This is a genomic window from Tepidicella xavieri (genome assembly GCF_004363315.1).
GTDB lineage: Bacteria > Pseudomonadota > Gammaproteobacteria > Burkholderiales > Burkholderiaceae_C > Tepidicella > Tepidicella xavieri.
The window spans coordinates 38,780-60,579 of sequence record NZ_SNYL01000007.1 but is presented as its reverse complement, the minus strand read 5'-3'; the positions used below and the strand labels follow the sequence as shown (position 1 = coordinate 60,579).

General features: G+C 66.2%; 19 protein-coding genes and 1 pseudogene. 6 read left to right on the top strand and 14 right to left on the bottom strand.

Going from position 1 to position 21,800, the window contains the following annotated elements:
• Positions 1-93: 93 nt before the first annotated feature.
• The 3 genes from ccsB to DFR43_RS07310 all read right to left on the bottom strand — a co-directional run bounded on the left by ccsB (position 94) and on the right by DFR43_RS07310 (position 4,383).
• Positions 94-1,455: a c-type cytochrome biogenesis protein CcsB gene (gene ccsB / locus DFR43_RS07320; RefSeq protein ID WP_133597185.1), complete on the bottom strand. Its 1,362-nt coding sequence runs from the start codon at positions 1,453-1,455 to the stop codon at positions 94-96.
• Entirely contained in the window at positions 1,452-3,599 is a 2,148-nt protein-coding gene (locus tag DFR43_RS07315; RefSeq protein WP_133597183.1) for a cytochrome c biogenesis protein ResB, read from the bottom strand. Before DFR43_RS07315 ends, ccsB begins: the two co-directional genes overlap by 4 nt.
• Positions 3,600-3,768: 169 nt before the next feature.
• Positions 3,769-4,383, bottom strand: a complete 615-nt coding sequence (locus DFR43_RS07310; RefSeq protein ID WP_133597181.1) for a c-type cytochrome — start codon at positions 4,381-4,383, stop codon at positions 3,769-3,771.
• 106 nt (positions 4,384-4,489) lie between these two features.
• Between DFR43_RS07310 and yihA the strand changes: the two genes are divergently transcribed.
• Positions 4,490-5,173: a ribosome biogenesis GTP-binding protein YihA/YsxC gene (yihA, locus tag DFR43_RS07305; protein WP_133597179.1), complete on the top strand. Its 684-nt coding sequence runs from the start codon at positions 4,490-4,492 to the stop codon at positions 5,171-5,173.
• 8 nt (positions 5,174-5,181) lie between these two features.
• Positions 5,182-6,108, top strand: a complete 927-nt coding sequence (locus tag DFR43_RS07300) for an alpha/beta fold hydrolase (RefSeq protein WP_133597177.1) — start codon at positions 5,182-5,184, stop codon at positions 6,106-6,108.
• Positions 6,109-6,122: 14 nt separating this feature from the next.
• On the opposite strand, the gene DFR43_RS07295 is transcribed toward DFR43_RS07300, so the two are convergent.
• A complete protein-coding gene (locus DFR43_RS07295) occupies positions 6,123-6,974 on the bottom strand; it encodes a lysophospholipid acyltransferase family protein (RefSeq protein WP_133597175.1) in 852 nt (283 codons plus the stop codon).
• Positions 6,975-7,110: 136 nt separating this feature from the next.
• On the opposite strand from DFR43_RS07295, the gene metK reads away from it, so the two are divergent.
• The gene (metK, locus tag DFR43_RS07290; RefSeq protein WP_133597172.1) at positions 7,111-8,292 is read left to right on the top strand and encodes a methionine adenosyltransferase; all 1,182 of its coding nucleotides are present in this window, start codon (positions 7,111-7,113) and stop codon (positions 8,290-8,292) included.
• 68 nt (positions 8,293-8,360) lie between these two features.
• Here the strand turns inward: metK and rfbD are convergent, their stop codons facing one another.
• The 4 genes from rfbD to rfbB form a co-directional block, all read right to left on the bottom strand.
• Complete coding sequence (rfbD, locus tag DFR43_RS07285; RefSeq protein WP_133597170.1) at positions 8,361-9,311, bottom strand: dTDP-4-dehydrorhamnose reductase; 951 nt, start codon at positions 9,309-9,311, stop codon at positions 8,361-8,363.
• Complete coding sequence (locus DFR43_RS07280) at positions 9,308-9,748, bottom strand: type II toxin-antitoxin system VapC family toxin (RefSeq protein WP_133597168.1); 441 nt, start codon at positions 9,746-9,748, stop codon at positions 9,308-9,310. The genes rfbD and DFR43_RS07280 overlap by 4 nt, the downstream gene beginning before the upstream one ends.
• Positions 9,745-10,002 carry a FitA-like ribbon-helix-helix domain-containing protein gene (locus tag DFR43_RS07275; RefSeq protein WP_133597166.1) on the bottom strand — a complete coding sequence of 86 codons (258 nt, stop codon included), beginning with the start codon at positions 10,000-10,002 and terminating at the stop codon, positions 9,745-9,747. The genes DFR43_RS07280 and DFR43_RS07275 overlap by 4 nt, the downstream gene beginning before the upstream one ends.
• Positions 10,003-10,086: 84 nt before the next feature.
• Positions 10,087-11,145 carry a dTDP-glucose 4,6-dehydratase gene (rfbB, locus tag DFR43_RS07270; protein ID WP_133597164.1) on the bottom strand — a complete coding sequence of 353 codons (1,059 nt, stop codon included), beginning with the start codon at positions 11,143-11,145 and terminating at the stop codon, positions 10,087-10,089.
• Between the two features lie 171 nt (positions 11,146-11,316).
• Between rfbB and DFR43_RS07265 the strand changes: the two genes are divergently transcribed.
• A complete protein-coding gene (locus tag DFR43_RS07265; RefSeq protein ID WP_133597161.1) occupies positions 11,317-11,580 on the top strand; it encodes an acyl-CoA-binding protein in 264 nt (87 codons plus the stop codon).
• Here DFR43_RS07265 and DFR43_RS07260 read toward each other — a convergent pair.
• Both DFR43_RS07260 and DFR43_RS07255 read right to left on the bottom strand, forming a co-directional pair.
• The gene (locus tag DFR43_RS07260) at positions 11,550-12,716 is read right to left on the bottom strand and encodes an aminopeptidase (RefSeq protein WP_133597159.1); all 1,167 of its coding nucleotides are present in this window, start codon (positions 12,714-12,716) and stop codon (positions 11,550-11,552) included. The genes DFR43_RS07265 and DFR43_RS07260 overlap by 31 nt on opposite strands.
• Positions 12,713-14,773: a molybdopterin-containing oxidoreductase family protein gene (locus DFR43_RS07255; RefSeq protein ID WP_133597157.1), complete on the bottom strand. Its 2,061-nt coding sequence runs from the start codon at positions 14,771-14,773 to the stop codon at positions 12,713-12,715. The genes DFR43_RS07260 and DFR43_RS07255 overlap by 4 nt, the downstream gene beginning before the upstream one ends.
• A 110-nt stretch (positions 14,774-14,883) precedes the next feature.
• On the opposite strand from DFR43_RS07255, the gene DFR43_RS07250 reads away from it, so the two are divergent.
• A complete protein-coding gene (locus DFR43_RS07250) occupies positions 14,884-16,101 on the top strand; it encodes a M20 aminoacylase family protein (protein WP_133597155.1) in 1,218 nt (405 codons plus the stop codon).
• Here DFR43_RS07250 and DFR43_RS07245 read toward each other — a convergent pair.
• The 4 genes and pseudogenes from DFR43_RS07245 to DFR43_RS07235 all read right to left on the bottom strand — a co-directional run bounded on the left by DFR43_RS07245 (position 16,053) and on the right by DFR43_RS07235 (position 18,296).
• Complete coding sequence (locus DFR43_RS07245) at positions 16,053-16,850, bottom strand: type III pantothenate kinase (protein ID WP_133597153.1); 798 nt, start codon at positions 16,848-16,850, stop codon at positions 16,053-16,055. The two genes, DFR43_RS07250 and DFR43_RS07245, sit on opposite strands and share 49 nt — an antisense overlap.
• Positions 16,851-16,901: 51 nt before the next feature.
• A complete protein-coding gene (locus DFR43_RS13805) occupies positions 16,902-17,315 on the bottom strand; it encodes a rhodanese-like domain-containing protein (protein ID WP_245988866.1) in 414 nt (137 codons plus the stop codon).
• A 198-nt stretch (positions 17,316-17,513) separates the two neighbouring features.
• Positions 17,514-18,026 (bottom strand): annotated as a pseudogene (locus DFR43_RS13800) (MBL fold metallo-hydrolase); the annotation flags it as partial.
• 24 nt (positions 18,027-18,050) lie between these two features.
• Complete coding sequence (locus DFR43_RS07235) at positions 18,051-18,296, bottom strand: metal-sensitive transcriptional regulator (protein WP_133597149.1); 246 nt, start codon at positions 18,294-18,296, stop codon at positions 18,051-18,053.
• A 176-nt stretch (positions 18,297-18,472) separates the two neighbouring features.
• Here DFR43_RS07235 and icmF point away from each other — a divergent pair, with 176 nt between their 5' ends.
• Entirely contained in the window at positions 18,473-21,766 is a 3,294-nt protein-coding gene (icmF, locus tag DFR43_RS07230; protein ID WP_133597147.1) for a fused isobutyryl-CoA mutase/GTPase IcmF, read from the top strand.
• The last annotated feature ends 34 nt before the right edge of the window (positions 21,767-21,800 follow it).

Genomic DNA, 21,800 nt, shown 5'->3' with positions numbered 1-21,800 from the left:
CTGTACCCATGCACAGCCAAGAGTGTCCCAGAAAAGCAAAAACCCGGCGCGCAACGCAGGCGACGCCGGGTGCAAGGGGGTTTCAGGCGGCGCTCAGAGTTCGCCGTAGCTGTGCAAGCCGCTGAGGAAAATGTTTACCCCCAGGAAGGCAAACGTGGTGATCACCAGCCCCACCAGCGCCCACCAGGCCGCCACCGTGCCACGCAGCCCTTTCATGAGGCGCATGTGCAACCAGGCGGCGTAGTTCAGCCAGACGATCAGGGCCCAAGTTTCCTTCGGGTCCCAGCTCCAGTAGCCGCCCCAGGCCTCGGCGGCCCACAAGGCACCCAGCACCGTGGCGATGGTGAAGAAGGCAAAGCCTACCGCAATGGCCTTGTACATCACGTCGTCCATCACCTCCAGCGAGGGCAGGCGCTCGGCGATGCGGCGGCGCGCCATCATGATGCCTCCCACGATGAAGGCGGAAATGCCGAAGTACATGAACCAGTAAGAGATGCCGGCATCGGCCACCCCGCGGCGGAAGATCAACGGCTCGAAGCACAGAATCACCCCCAGCAGCCACAGCGGCGCCAGCTTCCACCAGCGGGTTTCCGCGGCGCTTTGCTTGATGAGATAGGCAAAAGCCAGCATGGCGGCGATGGCGAAGGTGCCATAGCCCACGAAGTTGGTCGGCACATGCAGCTTCATCCACCAGCTTTGCAGGGCCGGCACCAACGGCTGAATCTGATGCGCCTCACGCACCAGGGTGTACCACAGCAGGAAGCCCACCGCCGCGCTGACGATCAGCATGGCGAAAGCGCCCATGCGCCGGGTCTGGTAGCGGTCTTCGTAATAGAGGTAATAGGCCGCAGTCAACCAAGCAAACAGCACGAACACCTCGTACAGGTTGCTCACCGGGATGTAGCCCATGTTGGGGCCGAGCAGATAGCTTTCGTACCAGCGCACGAAAGAGCCCACCAGCCCCAGCGTGATGGCGACCCAGGTCAGCTTGGAGCCGATCGATTCGAACGCATCCGCGTTGCGGCGGGAGAAGATGCCGAACCAGTAGAACGCCGTGCTCATGAAGAAGATCACGCTCATCCAGAGGATGGCCGACTGGCTGGAGATGAAATACTTGAGCAGGAAAGCTTCATCGGCCCGCTCCGGCACCCCCACCCCATCGACTTGGTACAGCCAGATGGCCGTCAGCGACAACACCGCCACCACCACCGTGAGCTGGCGCAACGGGCGCCAGAACCAGGCCAGCGCGATCAGGCTAGGGACGGTGCCGATGAGGATGCTTTTTTCGTACACATCCATGAACTCGGCGAACAGATAGTAGGCGTAAGCGCCTCCGGCCACCACCAGCAGCGCGAACACCCAGTCCCAGGCGTTGCGGCGCGCGAAATAGCCGGGGCGCAGCGCCTCGGCGGCGTCGCTCTTTTTGAGATCGACGGTGTGTGTGCCAGCGTTCATCGGTTCACCTCAGCAGATGGATGCAGCAAGCGCTCCTTGAGACGATCGAATTCCCGATCGTTGTCCAGCAACTTGCGATTGGACGACAAAGCCATGGTGGCCTGCAAGCCCTGCCCCGCTTCACGCGGCGACAGCCATACCCACAGACGGCGCTCGCGCACGTAAAGCATCGCAAACACGCCAATGATCAACAGCAGGCAGCCCAGATAGACGATGGTCTTGCCTGGGGCACGGGCCACCTGGAACACACTGGCCTGCACGTGCTCGAAATCGGTGAGTTGGAAAGTCAGTGGCGCGGGATAGAAAAAGGCATCGCTCAAGCTCAGCACGGCCTGCGTCATGAAGGCCGCGGTGGCTTCGCCTCGCTCTGCCGGAGGCAGCCCGGCGTCTTCGCGGCTGAGCTGATACAGCTCGAACAGGGCCCCATTGAGAATGCGCAACAGCACTTCACCGGCACGCTCGCGCTCGGCTTCGGGCACGTTCACCTCCATGAACGCCGAGACCGCCTGCAAGCCGCCCAACACCGGCATGTTGCGGCGCGGCAGGGTATCGATGTCCGGGTCCTGCCCGGCGAACAAGTCGATCGCGCGCTGGGTGGAGACGGTCAAGGCTTGCTGCAAATCCTCACGCTGCCCGCCCGCGGCCAGTTGGACGTAGCGGCGCACCGCCTCGCGGCGCATCGCCGGATCGGCCAGCGCGGCACGCAGACGGATGAATCCATCGATGGCATCGTTCTCATCCACCGGCACGCGCAGATAGCGGAATTCTTCGGTCGGCGTGTCGCGCACGCCCAGCACGTACACGCGCGAGCCGTCCAGGTCGATGGGCAGCATGTAGTTGTGGTACTCGCGCGCCTGGCCGGCCGCGTCACGCAGCTTGTAGGTGACGCTGGGGCCGACGTTGCGCAATTCGCGCTCGGTCACGGTCTTATGGGCGGACCCGAGTCGGCTTTCAATGGCCTGCCGCAGATCGACGCGGCGCACATCCGCGCCACTGTCGTTGCGGTTGACGAAGTTCTCCACGTTGATCACCCGCAGCCCGGTGAATTCGAGTTGCAGGCGCTCCTCGCCGTTGGTCAGCGCCGTGGTCTCGCCAATGCGGCCTTCGACGGTGAACGGATGCACCGCCGAGCCCATGGGCACGGCTTTCAAGCGCACCAGCGAGCCGCCGTCGTCGAAACTGGACTGGTAAATCTGGATGCCACGATGGCTGGCCGGGTGATTGACCTCCACCCGGGCTTCCTTGGCCTCGCCGGTGTAGCGGTCGTGGATCACGATGTCGCTGGCAAACAGCCGCGGCATGCCGTTGTCGTAATACTCCACGATGAAGCGCTTGAGCTCGATATCGAAGGGCAGCTCTTGCAAAATCACGCCCTGCGGCTGCGGCAGGATGGCCGTGCCGGCCCGCGTGCCTTCGGTCACGAGCAGATTGCCACGGAAGGTGGGATTGCGATCGCTCAAGCGGTGCTGCTCGGGCACATCGGCAATCAGCCCCCCGCCGGTGAACGCCGTCTTGCCGTTGAACCACATCTGGGCGCGCACCATCATGTCGCCATCGAGCAGACCGCCGATGCAGATCATGACGATGGCGCTGTGCGCCGCGATGTAGCCCAGCTTGTTCGCCGCCCCCGCCTTGGCAGCGACCATCCAGCCCGCGCCTTGGGGCGTCTCGCGCCGCTGCAGCCGCACCTTCCAGCCCGAGGCCACGAGCGTGCGGCCGATGCGCTGCGCGGCGGCCTCCGGCGCCTCGGCGAGTTCGGCCTGGGCCTTGTGGGGAAACGCCTTGAGGCTTTGCTCGCGGATGTTTTCCTTGAACAGCTTGAGGTCGTGCAGGATTTTGGGGGTGCTGCGCAGAATGCACAGCGTGGTGCTGACGACCAAGAAGGCCAGGATCAGCAAAAACCACCAAGCGCTGTAGACGGAGTACAGGTCCAAGGCGGCGAACACCTCGTACCAGAAGGGGCCGAACTGGTTGATGTAGTTGTTGATCGGCTCGTTTTGCAGGAGCACCGTGCCCACCACCGAGGCGATGCAGATCACCGTCAGCAGCGCGATGGCAAAGCGCATCGAGGAGAGCAACTCCACCGCTGCGCGCAGGGTCTGGGTGCCGCGCTGAAGTTCAAAGCCGCCGGTGGAAACGCTCATGGGGGAAACGCACTTGTGAAAAAGGCAGGCCACATGGACCTGCGCCGACATTGGAAGTGACTCCAGGCTCAAGGTTCCTCGAAGCCACAGATTTTTACATAAACATCACTGGGCGCTGATATACAAAGACAAAGCCCCTCGACACGGAGGGGCCTGGTCGGTCAGCGGCTCAGCGCAGGCCGGCAATGAAGTCGGCCACGGCCTCGATTTCCCGATCCGTCATGTACTGGGCGATCTGCGTCATCACCGGGCTGTTGCCGCGGGCGCCAGAGCGGAATTGCTTCATCTGGTCCACGGTGTACTCGGCGTGCTGACCCGCCAGGCGCGGATACTGGGCCGGAATGCCCGCGCCGTTGGGCGAGTGGCAGCCGGCGCAAGCCGCGATGCGGCGATCGGCAATGCCGCCGCGATAAATGCGCTCGCCCAGCGCCACCTTGTCCTTGTCGCGGGCAAAGCCCGGCGTGGCGGGCTGGGAGGCCAGCCAGAAGGCAATGTCGCGCTTGTCGGCGTCGGACAGCGGGGCGGCAAAGCCGGCCATGATGGCGTTCTGGCGCTTGCCGGACTTGTAGTCCTGCAACTGCTTGATCAGGTATTCGGGGTGCTGCTGGGCCAGCTTGGGGTTGGCGGCGATGGAGGAGTTGCCGTCTGCGGCGTGACAGGCCACGCACACCTGGCCATACAGTTGGGCGCCGCGCCTCAGATCGGGTTGGGCAGACTGCGCATGCACAGACAAGGACAGCGTGGCGAGTGCGGCAGCACCGATGAGCGTGGCGATGGATTTCATTTCGTGTGCAGTGGTCGACGGGGGACAACGAAGGGCACCTGCAATCGCGCGGGATCCAGGTACGGCGAGCAGGATTTTACAATGCCGGATCACCCCACCCCGCCACATGATTCCGAATACCCCGGCCGAGACGGCCGCCTCCCTCATCAAAACGGCCCATGCCTGGCTGCACACCGCCCGCTTCCTCACCGAAGCGCCGCAGTTGCACCACCTGCCGGCGCTGGACGTGCCGGAGATTGCCTTCGTCGGGCGATCGAATGCCGGCAAATCCACCTGCATCAACACGCTGACGCAACAAAAACGGCTGGCCTTCGCCTCCAAGACCCCGGGGCGCACCCAGAGCATCAACCTGTTTGCCCTGGGCCGCCACGGCCAGACCGATGCCGTGCTGGCCGATCTGCCCGGCTACGGCTACGCCGCCGTGCCCCAGGAGGCCAAGCGGCGCTGGCAACAAGTCATGGCCAATTACCTGGTCAGCCGCCCCAATCTGCGTGGCGTCGTGCTGTTGTGCGACCCCCGCCTGGGCCTGACGGAACTCGACGAAGCCCTGTTGGAAATCATCCGCCCCCGGGTGGAGCAAGGGCTGGACTTTCTGGTGCTGCTCACCAAGGCGGACAAGCTCAGCCGCAGCGAAGCGGCCAAGGCCCTGTCGATTGCGCGACTGCAAACCAGCGGTGGGGAAGCGAAACTGTTCTCGGCCCTGAAAAAGCAGGGCGTGGACGAAGTGGCCCTGACCTTGTGGACCTGGGCGCACCCCACCGCCCCGCCCGCCGACCCACCGCCTGCCTGAGCCCGCCGATGATCCAGACCCGCACCGTCGCCCTGCCCCACCGCATCCATCTCAACTGCCGCGTGTGCGGCGAACCTGGGCGTCCGGTGCTGATGTTTTTGCACGGCTTCCCGGAAGGGGCATTCGTGTGGGATGCATTGCTGGAGCATTTCGCCGACCCCGCGCATGGCGGCTATCGCTGCATCGCGCCTCACCTTCGCGGCTATGGCGGCTCCAGCGCGCCGAACGATCCGTCGGCCTACCGCGCCCAAGCGCTCGTCGAAGACCTGCGAGCCCTCATCGCGCTGGAAACGGCAAATGCCTCTCACCCCGGCCGTCTGGCCGCCCTCGTGGCCCACGACTGGGGCGGCGCCCTGGCCTGGAACCTGGCCGCCACGCACCCGTCGCTCATGGAGCGACTCATCATCCTCAATGCCCCGCATCCCGGCACCTTGCTGCGCGAGTTGCGCCAGTCTCCTGCGCAGCAGGCCGCCAGCGCCTACATGAATTTCCTGATCCGGCCGGATGCGGCCACCCTGCTGGCCGCGGACGACTACCGCCGCTTGTGGGCATTTTTCACGCCGCCGGGGCACCAAGGCGCGCCCGGCTGGCTCACGGATGCCGTGCGCGCCCGTTATCGGGCCGTGTGGGGCCAGGGGCTGGAGGGGCCGCTCAACTACTACCGGGCCTCGCCCCTGCGCCCACCCGGCCCCGAAGGCTCGCTGTTGCCCGCGACGCTGCCCCCAGCCTTGCTCCACGTGCCGGTGCCCACGCGCGTGCTCTGGGGCATGAATGACCCAGCGCTGCTGCCCGGGCTGCTGGAGGGACTCGATGCCTACGTGCCCGATCTGCGCATCGAGCGGCTGTCCGGCGCCTCGCACTGGCTGCTGCATGAAGCGCCACAGGCGGTGCGCGAATACATCGCCGCCCAATTGCCCACTAGACCGGCCTCCTGAGCCGCGCCAGCGTCTCAAGCGGCTGGGGAATCGCCCGAGCGGGGGCCTTTGAAACGGGCATAGCCCCAGAGGTACTGCTGCGGGCATTGCCGGATCAAGGCTTCCATCGCCCGATTCATTTGCGCGGCGATGTCGTCGCTGCGCTCGGCCAAAGGCTCATCCATCACCGCCGCCCAAGGCTGCACATGCACCACGAAGCCACGCCCACCAGGCAAGCGCTCGCCCCAGGCCAGCAACACTTGCGTGCCCTCGACCTGGGCAAACCGTCCGGACAGCGTCATGGTATAGGCAGGACGGCCCCAAAACGGCGCCCACACCCCCATGCCATCGGGCGGCACCTGATCGGGCAGCAGCCCCACCGCCTCCCCACGCCGCAGTGCCCCGATGAGCTGCCGCACGCCACGCAGCGTGGCCGGCGCCGAGGCCATGCCGGGCCGGTTGCGCGCCGCTTCCAAGACCGGCGCCAGTGCCCGCTTGCGCGGCGGCCGAAACAGCACCGTCATGGGCTTGAGGTGCCCGAAGCGCTGCGCATAAGCCTGCGCCGTCACTTCGAAGCAGCCCATGTGAGGGGTCAGAAAGAGCATCCCCTGACCGCGGGCCAGGGCCGCTTCGATGTGCGCGGCCCCTTCCCAGCCCACCCGCACCGGCGGGCCGAACCACAGGCGCGGCAGTTCCAGCACCTGCTTGCCCGCCTCGCCCACCGACTGCCGACACTGCCTGGCGGAGAGCCCGGCCAGCGCCGTGTGCTCGCGCCAGCGCCGCCGGTACGCCGGCACCAGCAGCCACACCAGCCAACCCAGCGCCCAGCCCAGCGCGTGCAACATCGGCAGCGGAAAGCGCCCCAAAACCCTGAACAGCAACAGCATGCGAACGACAGATTACAATGAATGCATCGCCGAGTTACTGAACAACTTGCGGGCGATTCACAAATTCAGCTAAAGCGTTCGCCATAGCACTTCATGCCCGGCGACCGCCAGGCACATTTTCAAGGAGTGTATTCAAATGGCGAACGATTTCCTCTTCACCAGCGAATCGGTGTCCGAAGGCCACCCGGACAAAGTGGCCGACCAGATTTCCGATGCCATCCTCGACGCCATCTTCGATCAGGACCCGCGCAGCCGCGTGGCCGCTGAGACGCTGTGCAACACCGGCCTGGTGGTGCTGGCGGGCGAAATCACCACCAACGCGCACGTGGACTACATCCAGGTCGCGCGCGACACCATCAAGCGCATCGGCTACGACAACACCGAGTACGGCATCGACTACAAGGGCTGCGCGGTGCTGGTGGCCTACGACAAGCAGAGCAACGACATCGCGCAGGGCGTGGATCACGCCAGCGACGACTACCTCAACACCGGAGCCGGCGACCAAGGTTTGATGTTTGGCTACGCCTGCGACGAGACGCCCGAGCTGATGCCCGCCCCCATCTACTACGCGCACCGCATCGTCGAGCGCCAGGCGCAACTGCGCAAGGACGGCCGCCTGCCGTTCCTGCGCCCCGACGCCAAGAGCCAGATCACGATGCGCTACGTCGATGGCCGCCCGCACAGCATCGACACCGTGGTGCTGTCCAGCCAGCACAGCCCCGAGATGAGCGACGGCAAGCACATGAAGCCCGAATTCATCGAGGCCTGCATCGAGGAAATCATCAAGCCAGTGCTGCCCAAGGAATGGCTGCATGAGACGCGCTACTTGATCAACCCGACCGGGCGCTTCGTCATCGGCGGCCCGCAGGGCGACTGCGGCCTGACCGGGCGCAAGATCATCGTGGACACCTACGGCGGCGCCTGCCCGCACGGCGGCGGCGCCTTCAGCGGCAAGGACCCGACCAAGGTCGACCGCTCCGCCGCCTACGCCGCGCGCTACGTCGCCAAAAACATCGTCGCTGCCGGCCTGGCGCGGCAGTGCCAAATCCAGGTGAGCTACGCCATCGGCGTGGCGCGGCCGATCAACGTCACCGTCTACACCGAAGGCACCGGCGTCATCCCAGACGAGAAAATCGCCAAGATCGTGGGTGAGGTGTTCGACCTGCGACCCAAGGGCATCATCCAAATGCTGGACCTGCTGCGCCCGATCTACAGCAAGACCGCCGCCTACGGCCACTTCGGCCGCGACGAGCCCGAATTCACCTGGGAACGGACGGACAAGGTGCAGGTGCTGCGCGACCTGGCGGGTTTGCAGTGAAGCGGTCAAGGGGCTGAGAGGCCAAAGGGATGAGGCATCTGCGCACCCTGGCCCCTATCCGCTGGCCCTCAGTCCGGCATCGCCGCCAACAACCGCTCCACCCCCTGCTGCCAGGCGGGCAGGTGCAGACCGAACGTGGCTTGCAGCAAGGCGGTGTCGAGCCGGGAATTGTGCGGGCGGCAGGCGGGCGTGGGAAAGGCGTTGCTGGGCACGGGGTCGATGGCCTGGACGCGCCATCCGGCCTGGGGGTGAAGCTGGCGCGCCCGTTCGATGGCGAACTGGGCGTAGCCGTGCCAGGAGGTCTCTCCGCCAGCGGCGAGGTGGTAAGTGCCCTGCCCTTGGCCGGTCCGCAGCACTTGACGCACGGCATGGGCGGTGACGTCGGCAATCAGATCGGCCCCGGTGGGGGCGCCGAACTGGTCGTCCACCACGCTCAGGCGCTCGCGCTCCCGGGCCAGCCGCAGCATGGTCTTGGCAAAATTGCCGCCACGCACGCCATAGACCCAGCTGGTGCGGAAAATGAGGTGCTGGCGGCCGGCTTGCAAAATGCGTTGCTCGCCTTCGAGTTTGGTCAGGCCATAGACGTTGAGCGGGCCGGTGGCATCGCCCTCCTGCCAAGGTGTGTGGCCACTGCCGTTGAAGACGTAGTCGGTGCTGTAATGCACCAGCCAGGCGCCGACCTCGTGCGCGGCCTGCGCGAGCACGCCGGGGGCTTCGGCATTGATGCGCCGGGCCAGTTCGGGTTCGGTTTCGGCCCGGTCTACGGCGGTGTAGGCCGCGGCATTGACGACGACGTGCGGGCGCACGGCATGAACGGTGCGCGCCAGGCCGACCAAATCGGTCAGGTCGCCGCACAAAGGGTGTTCCAGCGGGGGCAGCCCCTGCCAGGCGGGTAGCTGGGCGGCTTGTTGAGGCGTCAGGCCATCGCGGTCCAGCGCGATGAGGTGGCCCAGTGGCGCCAGGCTGCGTTGCAGCTCCCAGCCGACTTGGCCGTTTTTTCCGAAAAGCAGGATTTTCATACGGGATTGGGCAGCCAAGGGTTGAGAACATCGAGCCCTTCGATGCCCGTGAAATCGGCGACGTTGCGAGTCACGAGCGTGGCCTGATGCAAAAGTGCCAGGGCAGCGATTTGGGCATCGGCATGTCCAATCGGCTGCCCGGCGCGGCTGCGCTGAGCCTTGACCACGGGGTACATGTGTGCAGCGGCGACATCGAAGGCCCACAGGCGGCCGGCGAAGTCTTGAGCGAACATGGTCCTGGTGGCGGCCTGCAGGGCACGTTGCCGTTGTCCGGCTGGCATCAGGGCCAGGCCAGCCTCGATGTCGGCCACGGTGATGGCGCTGGTGTAAAGGCAGTCTGGCGTCTGCCGCGCCACCCACTCCAGCACCGCTGGATGGGGTTGAGGCCGCATCCATTCCGACACCACATTGGTATGAAGGAGGTAGCGCTCGGTCATGCATCGAAACGGGGCAATTCGCGCTCGTTTTCACGGCGCGGGGGCGCACGCCAATCGTCGCTCTCCAACCCATGGAAACGCTGGCGAACCCGCTGTAGCCACGCGGCGCCATCCGGGGTGAGTTCACCCGAGGTCAGGGCTTCGGCCAGGATGAGGCGCGCTTCTTGCTCCATCGAGCGCCCATGTACGGCCGCGCGCAACCGCAAGCTGCGTTTGAGGTGCTCGTCCAGATTGCGTATGGTGAGTGTGGCCATGAGTTGAAGACCTCCGAGGGGGGCATGACGACTGCATTGCATTCAATGTAATCAATGGCTGCGACGCAGTCAAAGCAGCCAAACTCAACGGCCGTACTGCTTCTGCACCCACTCCCGATACGCCCCGCTTTGCACGCGCTGCACCCAGTCGGGGTGGTCGAGGTACCACTGCACGGTTTTGCGGATGCCGGTCTCGAAGGTTTCGGCGGGCTTCCAGCCCAGCTCGCGCTCGATCTTGCGGGCGTCGATGGCGTAGCGCCGGTCGTGGCCGGGGCGGTCGGCCACATGGGTGATCTGCTCGCGGTAGGAGCGACCGTCGGCCCGGGGGCGCAGCTCATCGAGCAACGTGCAGATGGTGCGCACGATCTCCAGGTTGGGCTTTTCGTTCCAGCCGCCGATGTTGTAGGTCTGCCCCGGCTGGCCGGCCTCCAGCACGCGGCGGATGGCGCTGCAGTGGTCGCGCACATACAGCCAGTCGCGCACCTGCTGCCCGTCGCCGTACACGGGCAACGGTTTGCCGGCCAGGGCGTTGACGATCATCAGCGGGATGAGTTTTTCCGGAAAGTGATACGGCCCGTAGTTGTTGGAGCAGTTGGTGGTGAGCACCGGCAGCCCGTAGGTGTGGTGCCAGGCGCGCACCAGGTGGTCGGACGCAGCCTTGCTGGCGCTGTAGGGGCTGTTGGGCTCGTAGCGGTTCGTCTCGGCAAACGGGGGATCGTTGGGCCCCAGGGTGCCATAGACCTCGTCGGTGCTGACGTGCAGGAAGCGGAAGGCGGTTTTATTCGCTTCGGGCAAGGCCGACCAATAGGCCCGCACGGCTTCGAGCAGGCGGAAGGTGCCGACGATGTTGGTCTGGATGAAGTCTTCCGGGCCATGGATGGAGCGGTCCACATGGCTTTCGGCGGCGAAGTTGAGCACCGCGCGGGGCTGGTGCTCGGCGAGCAGCCGCTCCACCAAAGCCCGGTCGCCCATGTCGCCTTGCACGAACACGTGGCGCGCATCGCCCTGCAGGCTGGCGAGGTTTTCCAGATTGCCGGCGTAGGTGAGCTTGTCGAGGTTGAGGACGGGCTCGCTGGACTGCGCAAGCCAGTCGAGCACGAAGTTGCTGCCGATGAAGCCGGCGCCGCCAGTGACGAGGATCATGAATGCAGAAAAGGCGTCTGAGCGAAAAGAGGCTGCAATTATCGGCCAGTTGACAGCTGCCCCGCCCTGCGCCGGCCCGAGGCGAGCATTCGGGGGCACAATGGGACTGTACGCCGGTGGCCAACGGGCCGCCGCCTCAACCGATGGATGCATTCACTCAGAGGAGCCCGCATGGTGACCGACACCGATCTGAAAGCCGCATTTGAAGCCGCCGTGGCGTCCACCAAGGACCTGACCCAACGGCCCGACAACGCCACGCTGCTGAAGCTGTACGCGCTGTACAAGCAGGCCACCGAGGGCGACAACGCCACCACCAAACCCGGCTTCAGCGATCTGGTGGGCCGCGCCAAGTGGGACGCCTGGGCCGCCCTCAAGGGGCTCAGCGCCGAAGAAGCGATGCAACGCTACATCGATCTGGTGGGCACGCTGGAGTGAAGCGCCGCGGCTGAGACCAATCCCTGCAACCGGGCTTCGCGCTGGGGTCGTGGCAGGCGGGCCAATTCACGCACGGCCCGGTAAAAGGCGGCAAAGTCCCGCCCCTGCTCATGGAACAGCGCCTCGAATGCCGGCACCCACTCGTCATAGGCGGCCTGAATGGCAAACAAGGCGTTGTTGGCTTGCTTCACCCATTCGTCGTAGCCGGCAAAGCCGTCCCATGCGGCCTTGAGTGTTTCGTAGCGTTGGCCAAATGCCTCGATGATCCGGGCTTTTTCCGCATCGGTGCGCCCGGCGGGCCAACCCTCCTGGGCCGCCTGGGTGTACAGCGCCTGCAAGGCGTCGCGCGTCTGACGGGTCAAGGCGCGAAAAGCCTGGCGGCGCTCGTCGAAAACCCGGTAAGCGGCCCGGGCCTCTTCACTCGCTGCCTGTGCCAGCCACAGGGTGCCGCCGATGCGCTCCACCGCCGTGGCAAAGGATTCGTTGAAGGCCGTGTCGCCGGCCACATACACCAGTTGGTGGGCCAGCTCATGGAAGATGAGCCGGGCCAGTTCCCCGTCCGGCAGGTGGATGAAGGTGTTGAGCAAAGGATCGCCGCCCAGCCAGTTGGTCCAGCCCAGGGTGGAATAGGCCGGCACCGGGTACACGCCCACGTCCCAACGGTCGGGCAAGCCGGCCGCAAAGGCCCGCGCGGCGGCTTCGTCGTAAAACCCCTTGTACCCCATGCAGCCGGCCACCGGGAAGCACCAGGCGTGCAAGGCCAGCGCATGGGGCGGCGCGGCCACCACATTCCAGACCACGGCGCGGCGTTGCAGATCGGCGTAGCGGGTGTAGCTGGCATTGCGGGGCAGGTGCAGCACATCGGCGGCAAAGGCGCGGATGGACTGCGCCAAGACCAGCCGCTGGCGCAGACGCTCGGGGGTATCGGGGTCGGCCAGCCAATCGGTCACCGGGCGTGCCGCACGCATCACGGCCAGGTGCCCGCTGACCGACTGCAGGTAATACGCCGGATCGGTCACCCACTGGCGGGTGGGTTCATCGTAACGGGCCACGCCGTCGCCCGATGGCGTGCCGGCGCAACCGGCCAGCAGCGCCAGCCCCGCCCACCAACCGATCCAGGGGAGCGCGCGCTTCATGCGCGGCGCACCTCCACCAGGCAATCGTAGAAGGTGGGCGCGCGCCCCAGGTCGGTCAGGCGCTGGTGGGTGAGCTCGTTGACGTTGGTGCCATTCAAGCCCAGCTTGCGCCACCAGATGCCCAGCCCATTGACCACGCCGGGGCGTGCCCGCTGCCCCACCCGCGCCACGCATTCGTAGCGGCCACGGTCGTTGAAGACGATGACGCGGTCGCCATCGGCCACCCCGCGGGGGGTGGCATCGTCGGGGTGCATTTCGAGCACCGGCTCGCCCTCCACGTCGCGCAGCGATTGCACGTTGACAAAGGTGGAGTTGAGGAAGTGCCGCGCCGGCGGTGAAATCATCGCCAGCGGGTAGCGTGGGTCGCTGCCCACGGCTTCGTGGTTGGGCAGCACTTGTGGCAGGCCGTCCATCCCTTGGGCCTGCAGGCGCTCGCTGAAAAATTCGCACTTGCCAGAGGGGGTGGGAAAGCCGCCCGCGGCAAACGGCGCGTCGGGCAGTGGCAGGCTGGCAAAGCCTTGTTGCAGCAAGGTGTCGAAATCGACCGCCGCGCCGAAGGCCTGACGGCACAGGGTTTCGTCGTCATCGTTGAAACACGGCTCGTCAAAGCCCATGCGCCGGGCCAGCTCACGAAAGATTTGGGTGTTGGGCCACGCCTGCCCCAGTGGAGCGATGGCCGGGCGGTTGAGCAGCACGTCGGTGTGCCCGTAGCTGGCGTGGATGTCCCAGTGCTCCAGTTGGGTGGTGGCGGGCAGGACGTAGTCGGCGTGGTCGGCGGTGTCGGTGAGGAAGTGCTCCAGCACCACGGTGAACAGGTCGTCGCGCGCAAAGCCGGCGGCCACCTTGCCCGACTCCGGGGCCACGGCCACCGGGTTGCTGTTGTAGACCACCAGCGCCTCGATGCGCGGGCCGAATTCGGGTGAGGCGGGGCGCAGCAGATCGTCGCCGATGGTGCTCATGTTGATGAAGCGCGGCGCGGGCACGCCCGAGCGCTGCAGCAGATCGGGCCGCTGCAACACATCGCGCTGCAGGGGAAAGGCGCCAGAATTGCTGAGCAGCAGGCCCCCGGCGCGATGGCGCCAGGCCCCCAGCACGGCGGGCAGACAGGCCACGGCACGCACGGCATTGCCGCCGCCGCGGGTGCGCTGCATGCCGTAGTTGAGGCGGATGGCAATCGGCTCCTGCCGCTCGAAGCAGCGCCCGATGTCCTGCGCCAGCTTCACGATCTGCTCGGCCGCGATGCCACAGACCGCCGCGGCGCGCTCGGGCGGCCATTCCAGCGCCCGGTCACGCAGCTGTGGCCATCCCAAGGTGTGCCGGGCGATATAGCCATGATCGAGCCAGCCGTGGACGATGCACTCGTGCATCAAGGCATAGGCCAGGGCGGCATCCGTGCCGGGCAGGATGGCCAGGTGTTCGTGGCATTTGTCGGCTGTCTCGCTGCGACGCGGGTCGATGCAGACCAGTTTGGCCCCCTGGCGCTTGGCCTCCTGGGCGTAGCGCCAGAAGTGCAAGTTGCTGCCGATGGAGTTGCTGCCCCAGATCAGGATGAGCCGCGACTCCGCGAAAAACTCCACCCGCATGCCCAGCTTGCCGCCCAGCGTGTACTCCAGGCCGGCCGCGCCGGCCGAGGCACAGATGGTGCGGTCGAGCCGGGAAGCGCCGAGGCGGTGGAAAAACCGCGCGGCGATGCTCTCGCCCTGCACCAGCCCCATGGTGCCGGCGTAGCTATAGGGCAGGATGGCTTGCGGATCGCGGATGGCGATGGCCTGCAGCCGCGCAGCGATGTCGTCCAGCGCCTCGGCCCAGCCCACAGGCTCGAACCGGCCGCTGCCCTTGGGGCCGGTGCGGCGCAGCGGGGTCAGCACGCGCTCGGGGTGGTAGGTGCGCTCGGTGTAGCGCGACACCTTGGTGCACAACACGCCGCCGGTTTGCGGGTGGGCCGGATTGCCCTGCACCTTGACGGCCACGCCGTCGGTGACGGTGGTCAGCAGCGCGCAGGTATCCGGGCAGTCATGGGGGCAGGCGCCCCGAATCACTTGGGTAGAAGCAGACATGGGCCGATTGTGCGACAGGCCATCAAAGCCCACCAGAGCGATCCGACAAAGACCACCACGACCCGGCTTTTTGGGTACGATGCCCTTTTGGAACCGACGAGGCAACGGCGATGAAACTCAACGACACCATCCTGGCCCAGGCTGCGCGCCTGACACAGATCCGACGCGACCTGCATGCCCACCCCGAGCTGTGCTACGAAGAAGTGCGCACGGCCGACATCGTCGCGGCCCAACTCACCGAATGGGGCATCGAGGTGCACCGCGGCCTGGGGGTGACGGGCGTGGTGGGGGTGGTGCATGGGCGCGACGGCGGCGCTTGTGGCCGGGCCGTGGGACTGCGGGCCGACATGGATGCGCTGCCCATGACCGAGCTCAACACCTTTGCCCACGCCAGCCAGCACCCGGGCAAGATGCACGCCTGTGGCCACGACGGTCACACCGCCATGCTGCTGGCCGCCGCGCAATACCTGGCCCAACACCGCGACTTCGACGGCACCGTGATCCTGATCTTCCAGCCGGCGGAAGAAGGCGGTGGCGGCGCGCGCGCGATGATCCAGGACGGCCTGTTCGAGCGTTTCCCTGTGGAAGCGGTGTTTGGCATGCACAACTGGCCCGGCTATCCGGTCGGCACCTTTGCCGTCAGCCCTGGGCCGGTCATGGCCTCCAGCAACGAATTCAAGATCACCATCCGCGGCAAGGGCAGCCACGCCGCCCTGCCCCACAACGGCATCGACCCGGTGCCCATCGCCTGCCAGATGGTGCAAGCCTTCCAGACCATCATCACCCGCAACAAAAAGCCGGTGGATGCGGGCGTGATTTCGGTGACCATGATCCACGCCGGCGAAGCCACCAACGTCGTGCCCGACCACTGCGTGCTGCAAGGCACGGTGCGCACCTTCACGCTGGAGGTGTTGGACCTGATCGAGCAGCGCATGCGCGAAATCGCCCAACACACCTGCGCGGCCTTCGGGGCCGAATGCGAATTCGAATTCCGGCGCAATTACCCGCCCACCGTCAACACCCCCGCGGAAACCGAGTTTGCCCGCGAGGTGATGCGCGCCATCGTGGGCGACGAGCAGGTGCGTGTGCAGGAACCCACCATGGGCGCGGAAGACTTCGCCTTCATGCTCCAGGCCAAACCCGGGGCCTATTGCTTCATTGGCAATGGCGACGGCTCGCACCGGGGCCGCTATGAGGGCGGCGGACACGACGCCGGGCCCTGCACGCTGCACAACCCGCGCTACGACTTCAACGACGACCTCATCCCACTGGGCGGGACTTACTGGGTGGAGTTGGCCACGCGTTGGCTGGCCGGGCCAAAGCGCTGATCGGCGATCGCCAGCAGCCCATCGAAGATCAGGCTTTCCACCAGTTCGAACGGCACCGTCATGCTGGGGGCCATCTTCCAGGCGGCGCCCCCGGTCATGATGCACATGGGCTCCTCGCCCGTGTGGCGGCGCAGATTGTCCACCATGCGCTGCACCGCGCCAGCGATGGCGAAGGTGCCGCCACTGGTCAGCGCATCGCTGGTGTTGGTGGGGAAGTTGCGCACCTCGCCGGTGGGCACGTGCAGGCCGGCGGTCCCGGACTCCAGCGCCCGCAGCATGATGCCGTGCCCCGGCAGGATGATGCCCCCCAGAAAGCGGCCATCGGCGTCGATGGCCTCCACCGTCACCGCGGTGCCGACCATGACCAGCACACAGGGCTTGCGCTGGGCACGTGCCACCAGCCGCTGCCGTGCGCCGATCATCGCGACCCAGCGGTCCGAACCGAGGCGGGCAGGATGGTCGTAGCCGTTCTTCAAGCCCGCTTCCTCGCTGCTGGACACCACCCATTGCGGCGCGACGTCCCACAGCTCCAGCTGTTCTTCCACCCGGCGCTTGACCGCGTCCCCGGCCACGATGCATCCCAGCACATGCGCAGGCGCACGCAACTGGGCCCAGTCGCCTTCGGCGAGCTTCTCGATGTTTTCCAGGAACTGCACGCCGTGCGCCAGCATGCGCGCTCCCACACCGGGCTCCTCGTACAGCGCCCACTTCAGGCGCGTGTTCCCCACATCCAGTGCTAGCAGTGTCATGCGGGGATGATAGCGTTGCACGCGCCGGGTCGGCGTTGCCGGGCTGGACGGTCAGTTCTGGCGCCAGGGCAGACCGTGGAAACGCCAGCCGCCCTTGTTGCCCCGGTGGGCTTGGCCGTCGGGGTCGCCTTCAAAGCCTTCGAGGATGTTGTAAGCCTCCAGGCCCAGCTCGGTGGCCCGCTTGGCGGCGGCGATCGAACGGGCGCCACTGCGGCACAGCATCACCAGCTTGCGGCCCTGCGCGGCGAGGGCCTGGATGCCGGCGTCGAAATCAGGATTGGGCACCATGCCGGGCCACTGCTTCCAGGCCAACGGCACGGCACCGGGCACGAAGCCCACCCATTCCCGCTCGGCATCGGTGCGCACGTCCACCAGCACCGCTTCGCCGGCCTGCACCCACTGCCAAGCCAGTTGCGGCGACACGTCGCCCGCATAGCCGCTGGCGGGCCGGGGATGTTGCAGCAGCGCCCCATCGGCGTCGTGCCGCAGACCGGAAGTGAGGTTGGCCGGCACGGCCTCGTCGATGCGCTTGGGCTTGGGCAGGTTGAGGCTGTTCATCAGCGCCACGAATTCCTCCAGCGTCTTGCCCGCCACACGGGCGTTGTGCTGTTTCTCGTGGCCAATGGTGCTGTGCGTGCGCCCCTGATAGTCGTGGCCGGGCCAGACGATGGTGTCATCGGGCAGCTTGAACAACACCTGGGTGAGGCTGTGGTACATGGCTTCGGGGCTGCCGGACTGGAAATCGGTGCGGCCACAGCCGTTGATGAGCAGGGTGTCGCCCGTGAACACGTGGCGCTGGCCATCGGCCTCCCAGGTGAAGCACATGCTGCCGGCGGTATGCCCCGGCGTGGCCAGGGCGCGAATCTTCTGCCCGCCAAAGACGAGCTCGTCACCGTCGTGCAGCTGGCGCGACGCGGTGGTGATGCCGCAGGCCGCTGGCGCGGCCGTGCGTGCGCCCGCGTGCTCGGCCAGCTTGCCGGCGCTGGTGATGTGATCGGCGTGGGCATGCGTCTCCACCGTCCAGACCAGCCGCAAACCGTATTCCTTGAGCACGGCCAAATCGCGGTCGAGTTGTTGGTCCACGGGGTCGATGATCAGGGCGTCGCGGGTGTCCACGTCGAACAGGACGTAGGTGTAGGTGCTGGAGTCGGGGTCGAAAAGTTGGATCGGTCGCATGGTCGGATGGCACGGGTAGGCGGTTCAGGAAAAACGGGCCAGCATGTCGGCCACGTCGTCGGGGGGCGTGTCGCCCTGCGCGATCAGGCAGCCCACCATGATAAAGAAAGACTTGTCCAGCGCCTTGCGCGCGGCCGCGAGTTGCTGCGCCACCCGCTCGCAGTCGGTGTCGGCCTCGATCAGGCGCTGGATGCCACGCAACTGCCCTTCGATGCGGCGCAGTCGCAGCAACAGGGCTTTCTTGCGTTCCGGGTCGCTGACGGCAAGCATGACCACCTCCTGGCTTAATACTATATGGGGTATTCTAGTCACTGAGGGCCGCGCCGACAACCCTCCCAAAGATTCTCAAGCCGATCAATTGACGGTAATATTGACGTTTACGTAAACGTCAATTAAAAATCTGCCAACCACCGCCCACCCGGGCATCGCCATCACGGAGACAACCGATGACCAACCTGTCCGCCGAATTCCAGGCCCTGGCGGAATACCGCCCCACGCACAAGGTGCGCTTCGTCACCGCCGCCAGCCTGTTCGACGGGCACGACGCGGCCATCAACATCATGCGCCGCATCCTGCAAAGCATGGGGGCGGAGGTGATCCACCTGGGCCACAACCGCAGCGTCGACGAGGTGGTCACAGCCGCCTTGCAGGAGGACGTGCAGGGCATCGCGGTCAGCTCCTACCAGGGCGGGCATGTGGAGTACTTCAAGTACATGGTGGATCTGCTGCGCCAACGCGGCGGCGAGCACATCCAGGTGTTTGGTGGTGGCGGCGGCGTGATCGTGCCCAGCGAAATCCGCGAGCTGATGGACTACGGCGTGGGCCGCATCTACAGCCCCGAAGACGGCCAGCGCATGGGCCTGCAAGGCATGATCGGTGAGATGGTCATGCGCTGCGACCGTGACCTCTCGCCCTATGCGCCGCGCGACATCGCGGCCATCCAGGGCCATAGCGACGCCGCCTGGCGGGCGCTGGCGCAACTGATCACGGTGGTCGAGAATGGCCAGGCCGACCCGGCCTTGCTGGAGAGCCTGCGCGCGGCAGCGGCCGGCACGCGGGTGCCGGTGCTGGGCATCACCGGCACGGGCGGCGCGGGCAAGAGCAGCCTGACCGACGAACTCATCCGCCGCCTGCGGCTGGACCAGGAGGACCGCTTGCGGGTGGCCGTCATCAGCATCGACCCGAGCCGGCGCAAGAGCGGCGGGGCGCTTTTGGGCGACCGCATCCGCATGAACGCCATCGGCCCGTGGCAGCAAGGCCCGCGCGTGTACATGCGCAGCCTGGCCACGCGCGACTTCGGCAGCGAAATCTCGGCCGCGCTGCCGGACGTGATCGCCGCCTGCAAGGTGGCCGGCTTCGACCTCGTGATCGTCGAGACCTCCGGCATCGGCCAGGGCGACGCCGCCATCGTGCCGCATGTGGATGTACCGTTGTATGTGATGACGCCCGAATTTGGCGCGGCCAGCCAGCTCGAAAAAATCGACATGCTGGACTTTGCGGAGTTCGTCGCCATCAACAAATTCGACCGCAAAGGCGCGCTGGACGCCCTGCGCGACGTGGCCAAGCAGGTGCAGCGCAACAAGGAGGCCTGGGGCAAGCGGCCGGAGGAGATGCCGGTGTTTGGCACCATGGCCGCGCGCTTCAACGACGACGGCGTGACCGCGCTCTATCAGGCGCTCAAGGCCCGGCTGGCCGAGCTGGGGCTGGGCCTGCAGGAAGGGCGTTTGCCCCTGGTGCATGTGCGCCACAGCAGCAACCAGACCCCCATCGTGCCGCCGGCACGCACCCGCTATCTGGCCGAAATCGCCGATACCGTGCGCGGCTACAAGCGCAAAGTGCACGAGCAGGCCCGACTGGCGCGGGAAATCCAGCAATTGCGCGCCACCGCGAGCATGCTTACCGTGCACAAATCCGGCCGCCCCAAGGCCGCCGAAGCCGTGCTCGACTTGGCCCAGCAGCGCGAAGAGCGGCAGGACCCCGCCGCCCGCAAGCTGCTGGCGCAGTGGCCCGCCATGCAGCAGGCCTACGCGGGCGACGAGTATGTCGTCAAGATCCGCGACAAGGAAATCCGCACCCAGCTCACCCACACGACGCTCAGCGGCAACAAGATCCGCAAGGTCGTGCTGCCGAAGTACGAGGACCACGGCGAGCTGCTCAAGTGGCTGATGCTGGAAAACGTCCCCGGCAGCTTCCCCTACACCGCGGGGGTGTTTGCCTTCAAGCGCGAGGGCGAGGACCCGACGCGCATGTTCGCCGGCGAGGGCGACCCGTTCCGCACCAACCGGCGCTTCAAGCTGCTGTCGGAGGGCATGCCCGCCAAGCGGCTGTCCACCGCTTTCGACTCGGTAACCCTGTACGGCGCCGACCCGGACCCGCGGCCGGACATCTACGGCAAGGTCGGCAACTCCGGCGTGTCCATCGCCACGCTGGACGACATGAAGGTGCTCTACAGCGGCTTCGACCTGTGCAACCCCAGCACCAGCGTGTCCATGACCATCAATGGCCCGGCGCCCACCATCCTGGCCATGTTCATGAACACCGCCATCGACCAGCAGATGGACAAGTTCCGCGCCGACAACGGCCGCGAGCCGACCGACACCGAAGCGGCCAAGATCAAGGAATGGGTGCTGGCCAACGTGCGCGGCACGGTGCAGGCCGACATCCTGAAGGAGGACCAGGGACAGAACACCTGCATCTTTTCCACCGAGTTCAGCCTCAAGGTGATGGGCGACATCCAGGAGTATTTCGTCCACCACAATGTGCGCAACTTCTACTCGGTGAGCATCAGCGGCTACCACATCGCCGAGGCCGGCGCCAACCCCATCAGCCAACTGGCGTTCACCCTGGCCAATGGCTTCACCTTCGTCGAGGCGTATCTGGCGCGCGGCATGCATATCGACGACTTCGCGCCCAACCTGAGCTTCTTCTTCAGCAACGGTATGGACCCGGAGTACACCGTACTGGGCCGCGTGGCGCGCCGCATCTGGGCCGTGACCATGCGCGACAAGTACGGTGCCAACGAGCGCAGCCAAAAGCTCAAGTACCACATCCAGACCAGCGGCCGCAGCCTGCACGCACAGGAGATCGCCTTCAACGACATCCGCACCACGCTGCAGGCGCTCATTGCCATCTACGACAACTGCAACAGCCTGCACACCAACGCCTACGACGAGGCCATCACCACGCCCACCGAGGAATCGGTGCGCCGCGCGATGGCGATCCAGCTCATCATCAACCGCGAGTGGGGGCTGGCGAAGAACGAAAACCCCAACCAGGGCGCTTTCATCATCGAGGAGCTGACCGAACTGGTCGAGGAAGCGGTGCTGGCCGAGTTCGAGCGCATCGCCGAGCGCGGCGGGGTACTCGGCGCGATGGAGACCGGCTACCAGCGCGGCCGCATCCAGGACGAGAGCATGCACTACGAGATGCTCAAGCACACCGGTGAGCTGCCCATCATCGGCGTCAACACCTTCCGCAACCCGCATGGCGACCCGATCCCCGAGTCGCTGGAGCTGGCCCGCTCCACCGAGGAGGAAAAGCAGTCGCAACTGCAGCGCCTGCGCGACTTCCACGCCCGCCACGCGCACGAGGCACCGGCGATGCTGCAGCGCCTGAAGGACGCCGTCATCGAGAACCGCAACGTCTTCGAGGTGCTGATGGACGCCGTGCGCTGCTGCTCGCTGGGGCAAATCACGCAGACGCTGTTCGAGGTGGGCGGCCAGTACCGGCGCAACATGTGAGTGCCCCAGTGGCCCCTGGGGCCTCCGGCGCAGC

Coding starts and splice junctions, on each gene's coding strand:
- DFR43_RS07245 (WP_133597153.1), bottom strand. CDS start 16,850: ATGACACTGCTAGCACTGGATGTGGGGAACACGCGCCTGAAGTGGGCG.
- DFR43_RS07255 (WP_133597157.1), bottom strand. CDS start 14,773: ATGTCTGCTTCTACCCAAGTGATTCGGGGCGCCTGCCCCCATGACTGC.
- DFR43_RS07275 (WP_133597166.1), bottom strand. CDS start 10,002: ATGGCCACACTCACCATACGCAATCTGGACGAGCACCTCAAACGCAGC.
- DFR43_RS07315 (WP_133597183.1), bottom strand. CDS start 3,599: ATGAGCGTTTCCACCGGCGGCTTTGAACTTCAGCGCGGCACCCAGACC.
- yihA (WP_133597179.1), top strand. CDS start 4,490: ATGATTCCGAATACCCCGGCCGAGACGGCCGCCTCCCTCATCAAAACG.
- rfbB (WP_133597164.1), bottom strand. CDS start 11,145: ATGATCCTCGTCACTGGCGGCGCCGGCTTCATCGGCAGCAACTTCGTG.
- ccsB (WP_133597185.1), bottom strand. CDS start 1,455: ATGAACGCTGGCACACACACCGTCGATCTCAAAAAGAGCGACGCCGCC.
- DFR43_RS07300 (WP_133597177.1), top strand. CDS start 5,182: ATGATCCAGACCCGCACCGTCGCCCTGCCCCACCGCATCCATCTCAAC.
- metK (WP_133597172.1), top strand. CDS start 7,111: ATGGCGAACGATTTCCTCTTCACCAGCGAATCGGTGTCCGAAGGCCAC.
- DFR43_RS07310 (WP_133597181.1), bottom strand. CDS start 4,383: ATGAAATCCATCGCCACGCTCATCGGTGCTGCCGCACTCGCCACGCTG.
- DFR43_RS07280 (WP_133597168.1), bottom strand. CDS start 9,748: ATGACCGAGCGCTACCTCCTTCATACCAATGTGGTGTCGGAATGGATG.
- DFR43_RS07235 (WP_133597149.1), bottom strand. CDS start 18,296: ATGCTTGCCGTCAGCGACCCGGAACGCAAGAAAGCCCTGTTGCTGCGA.
- DFR43_RS07265 (WP_133597161.1), top strand. CDS start 11,317: ATGGTGACCGACACCGATCTGAAAGCCGCATTTGAAGCCGCCGTGGCG.
- DFR43_RS07250 (WP_133597155.1), top strand. CDS start 14,884: ATGAAACTCAACGACACCATCCTGGCCCAGGCTGCGCGCCTGACACAG.
- DFR43_RS07260 (WP_133597159.1), bottom strand. CDS start 12,716: ATGAAGCGCGCGCTCCCCTGGATCGGTTGGTGGGCGGGGCTGGCGCTG.
- rfbD (WP_133597170.1), bottom strand. CDS start 9,311: ATGAAAATCCTGCTTTTCGGAAAAAACGGCCAAGTCGGCTGGGAGCTG.
- icmF (WP_133597147.1), top strand. CDS start 18,473: ATGACCAACCTGTCCGCCGAATTCCAGGCCCTGGCGGAATACCGCCCC.
- DFR43_RS07295 (WP_133597175.1), bottom strand. CDS start 6,974: ATGCTGTTGCTGTTCAGGGTTTTGGGGCGCTTTCCGCTGCCGATGTTG.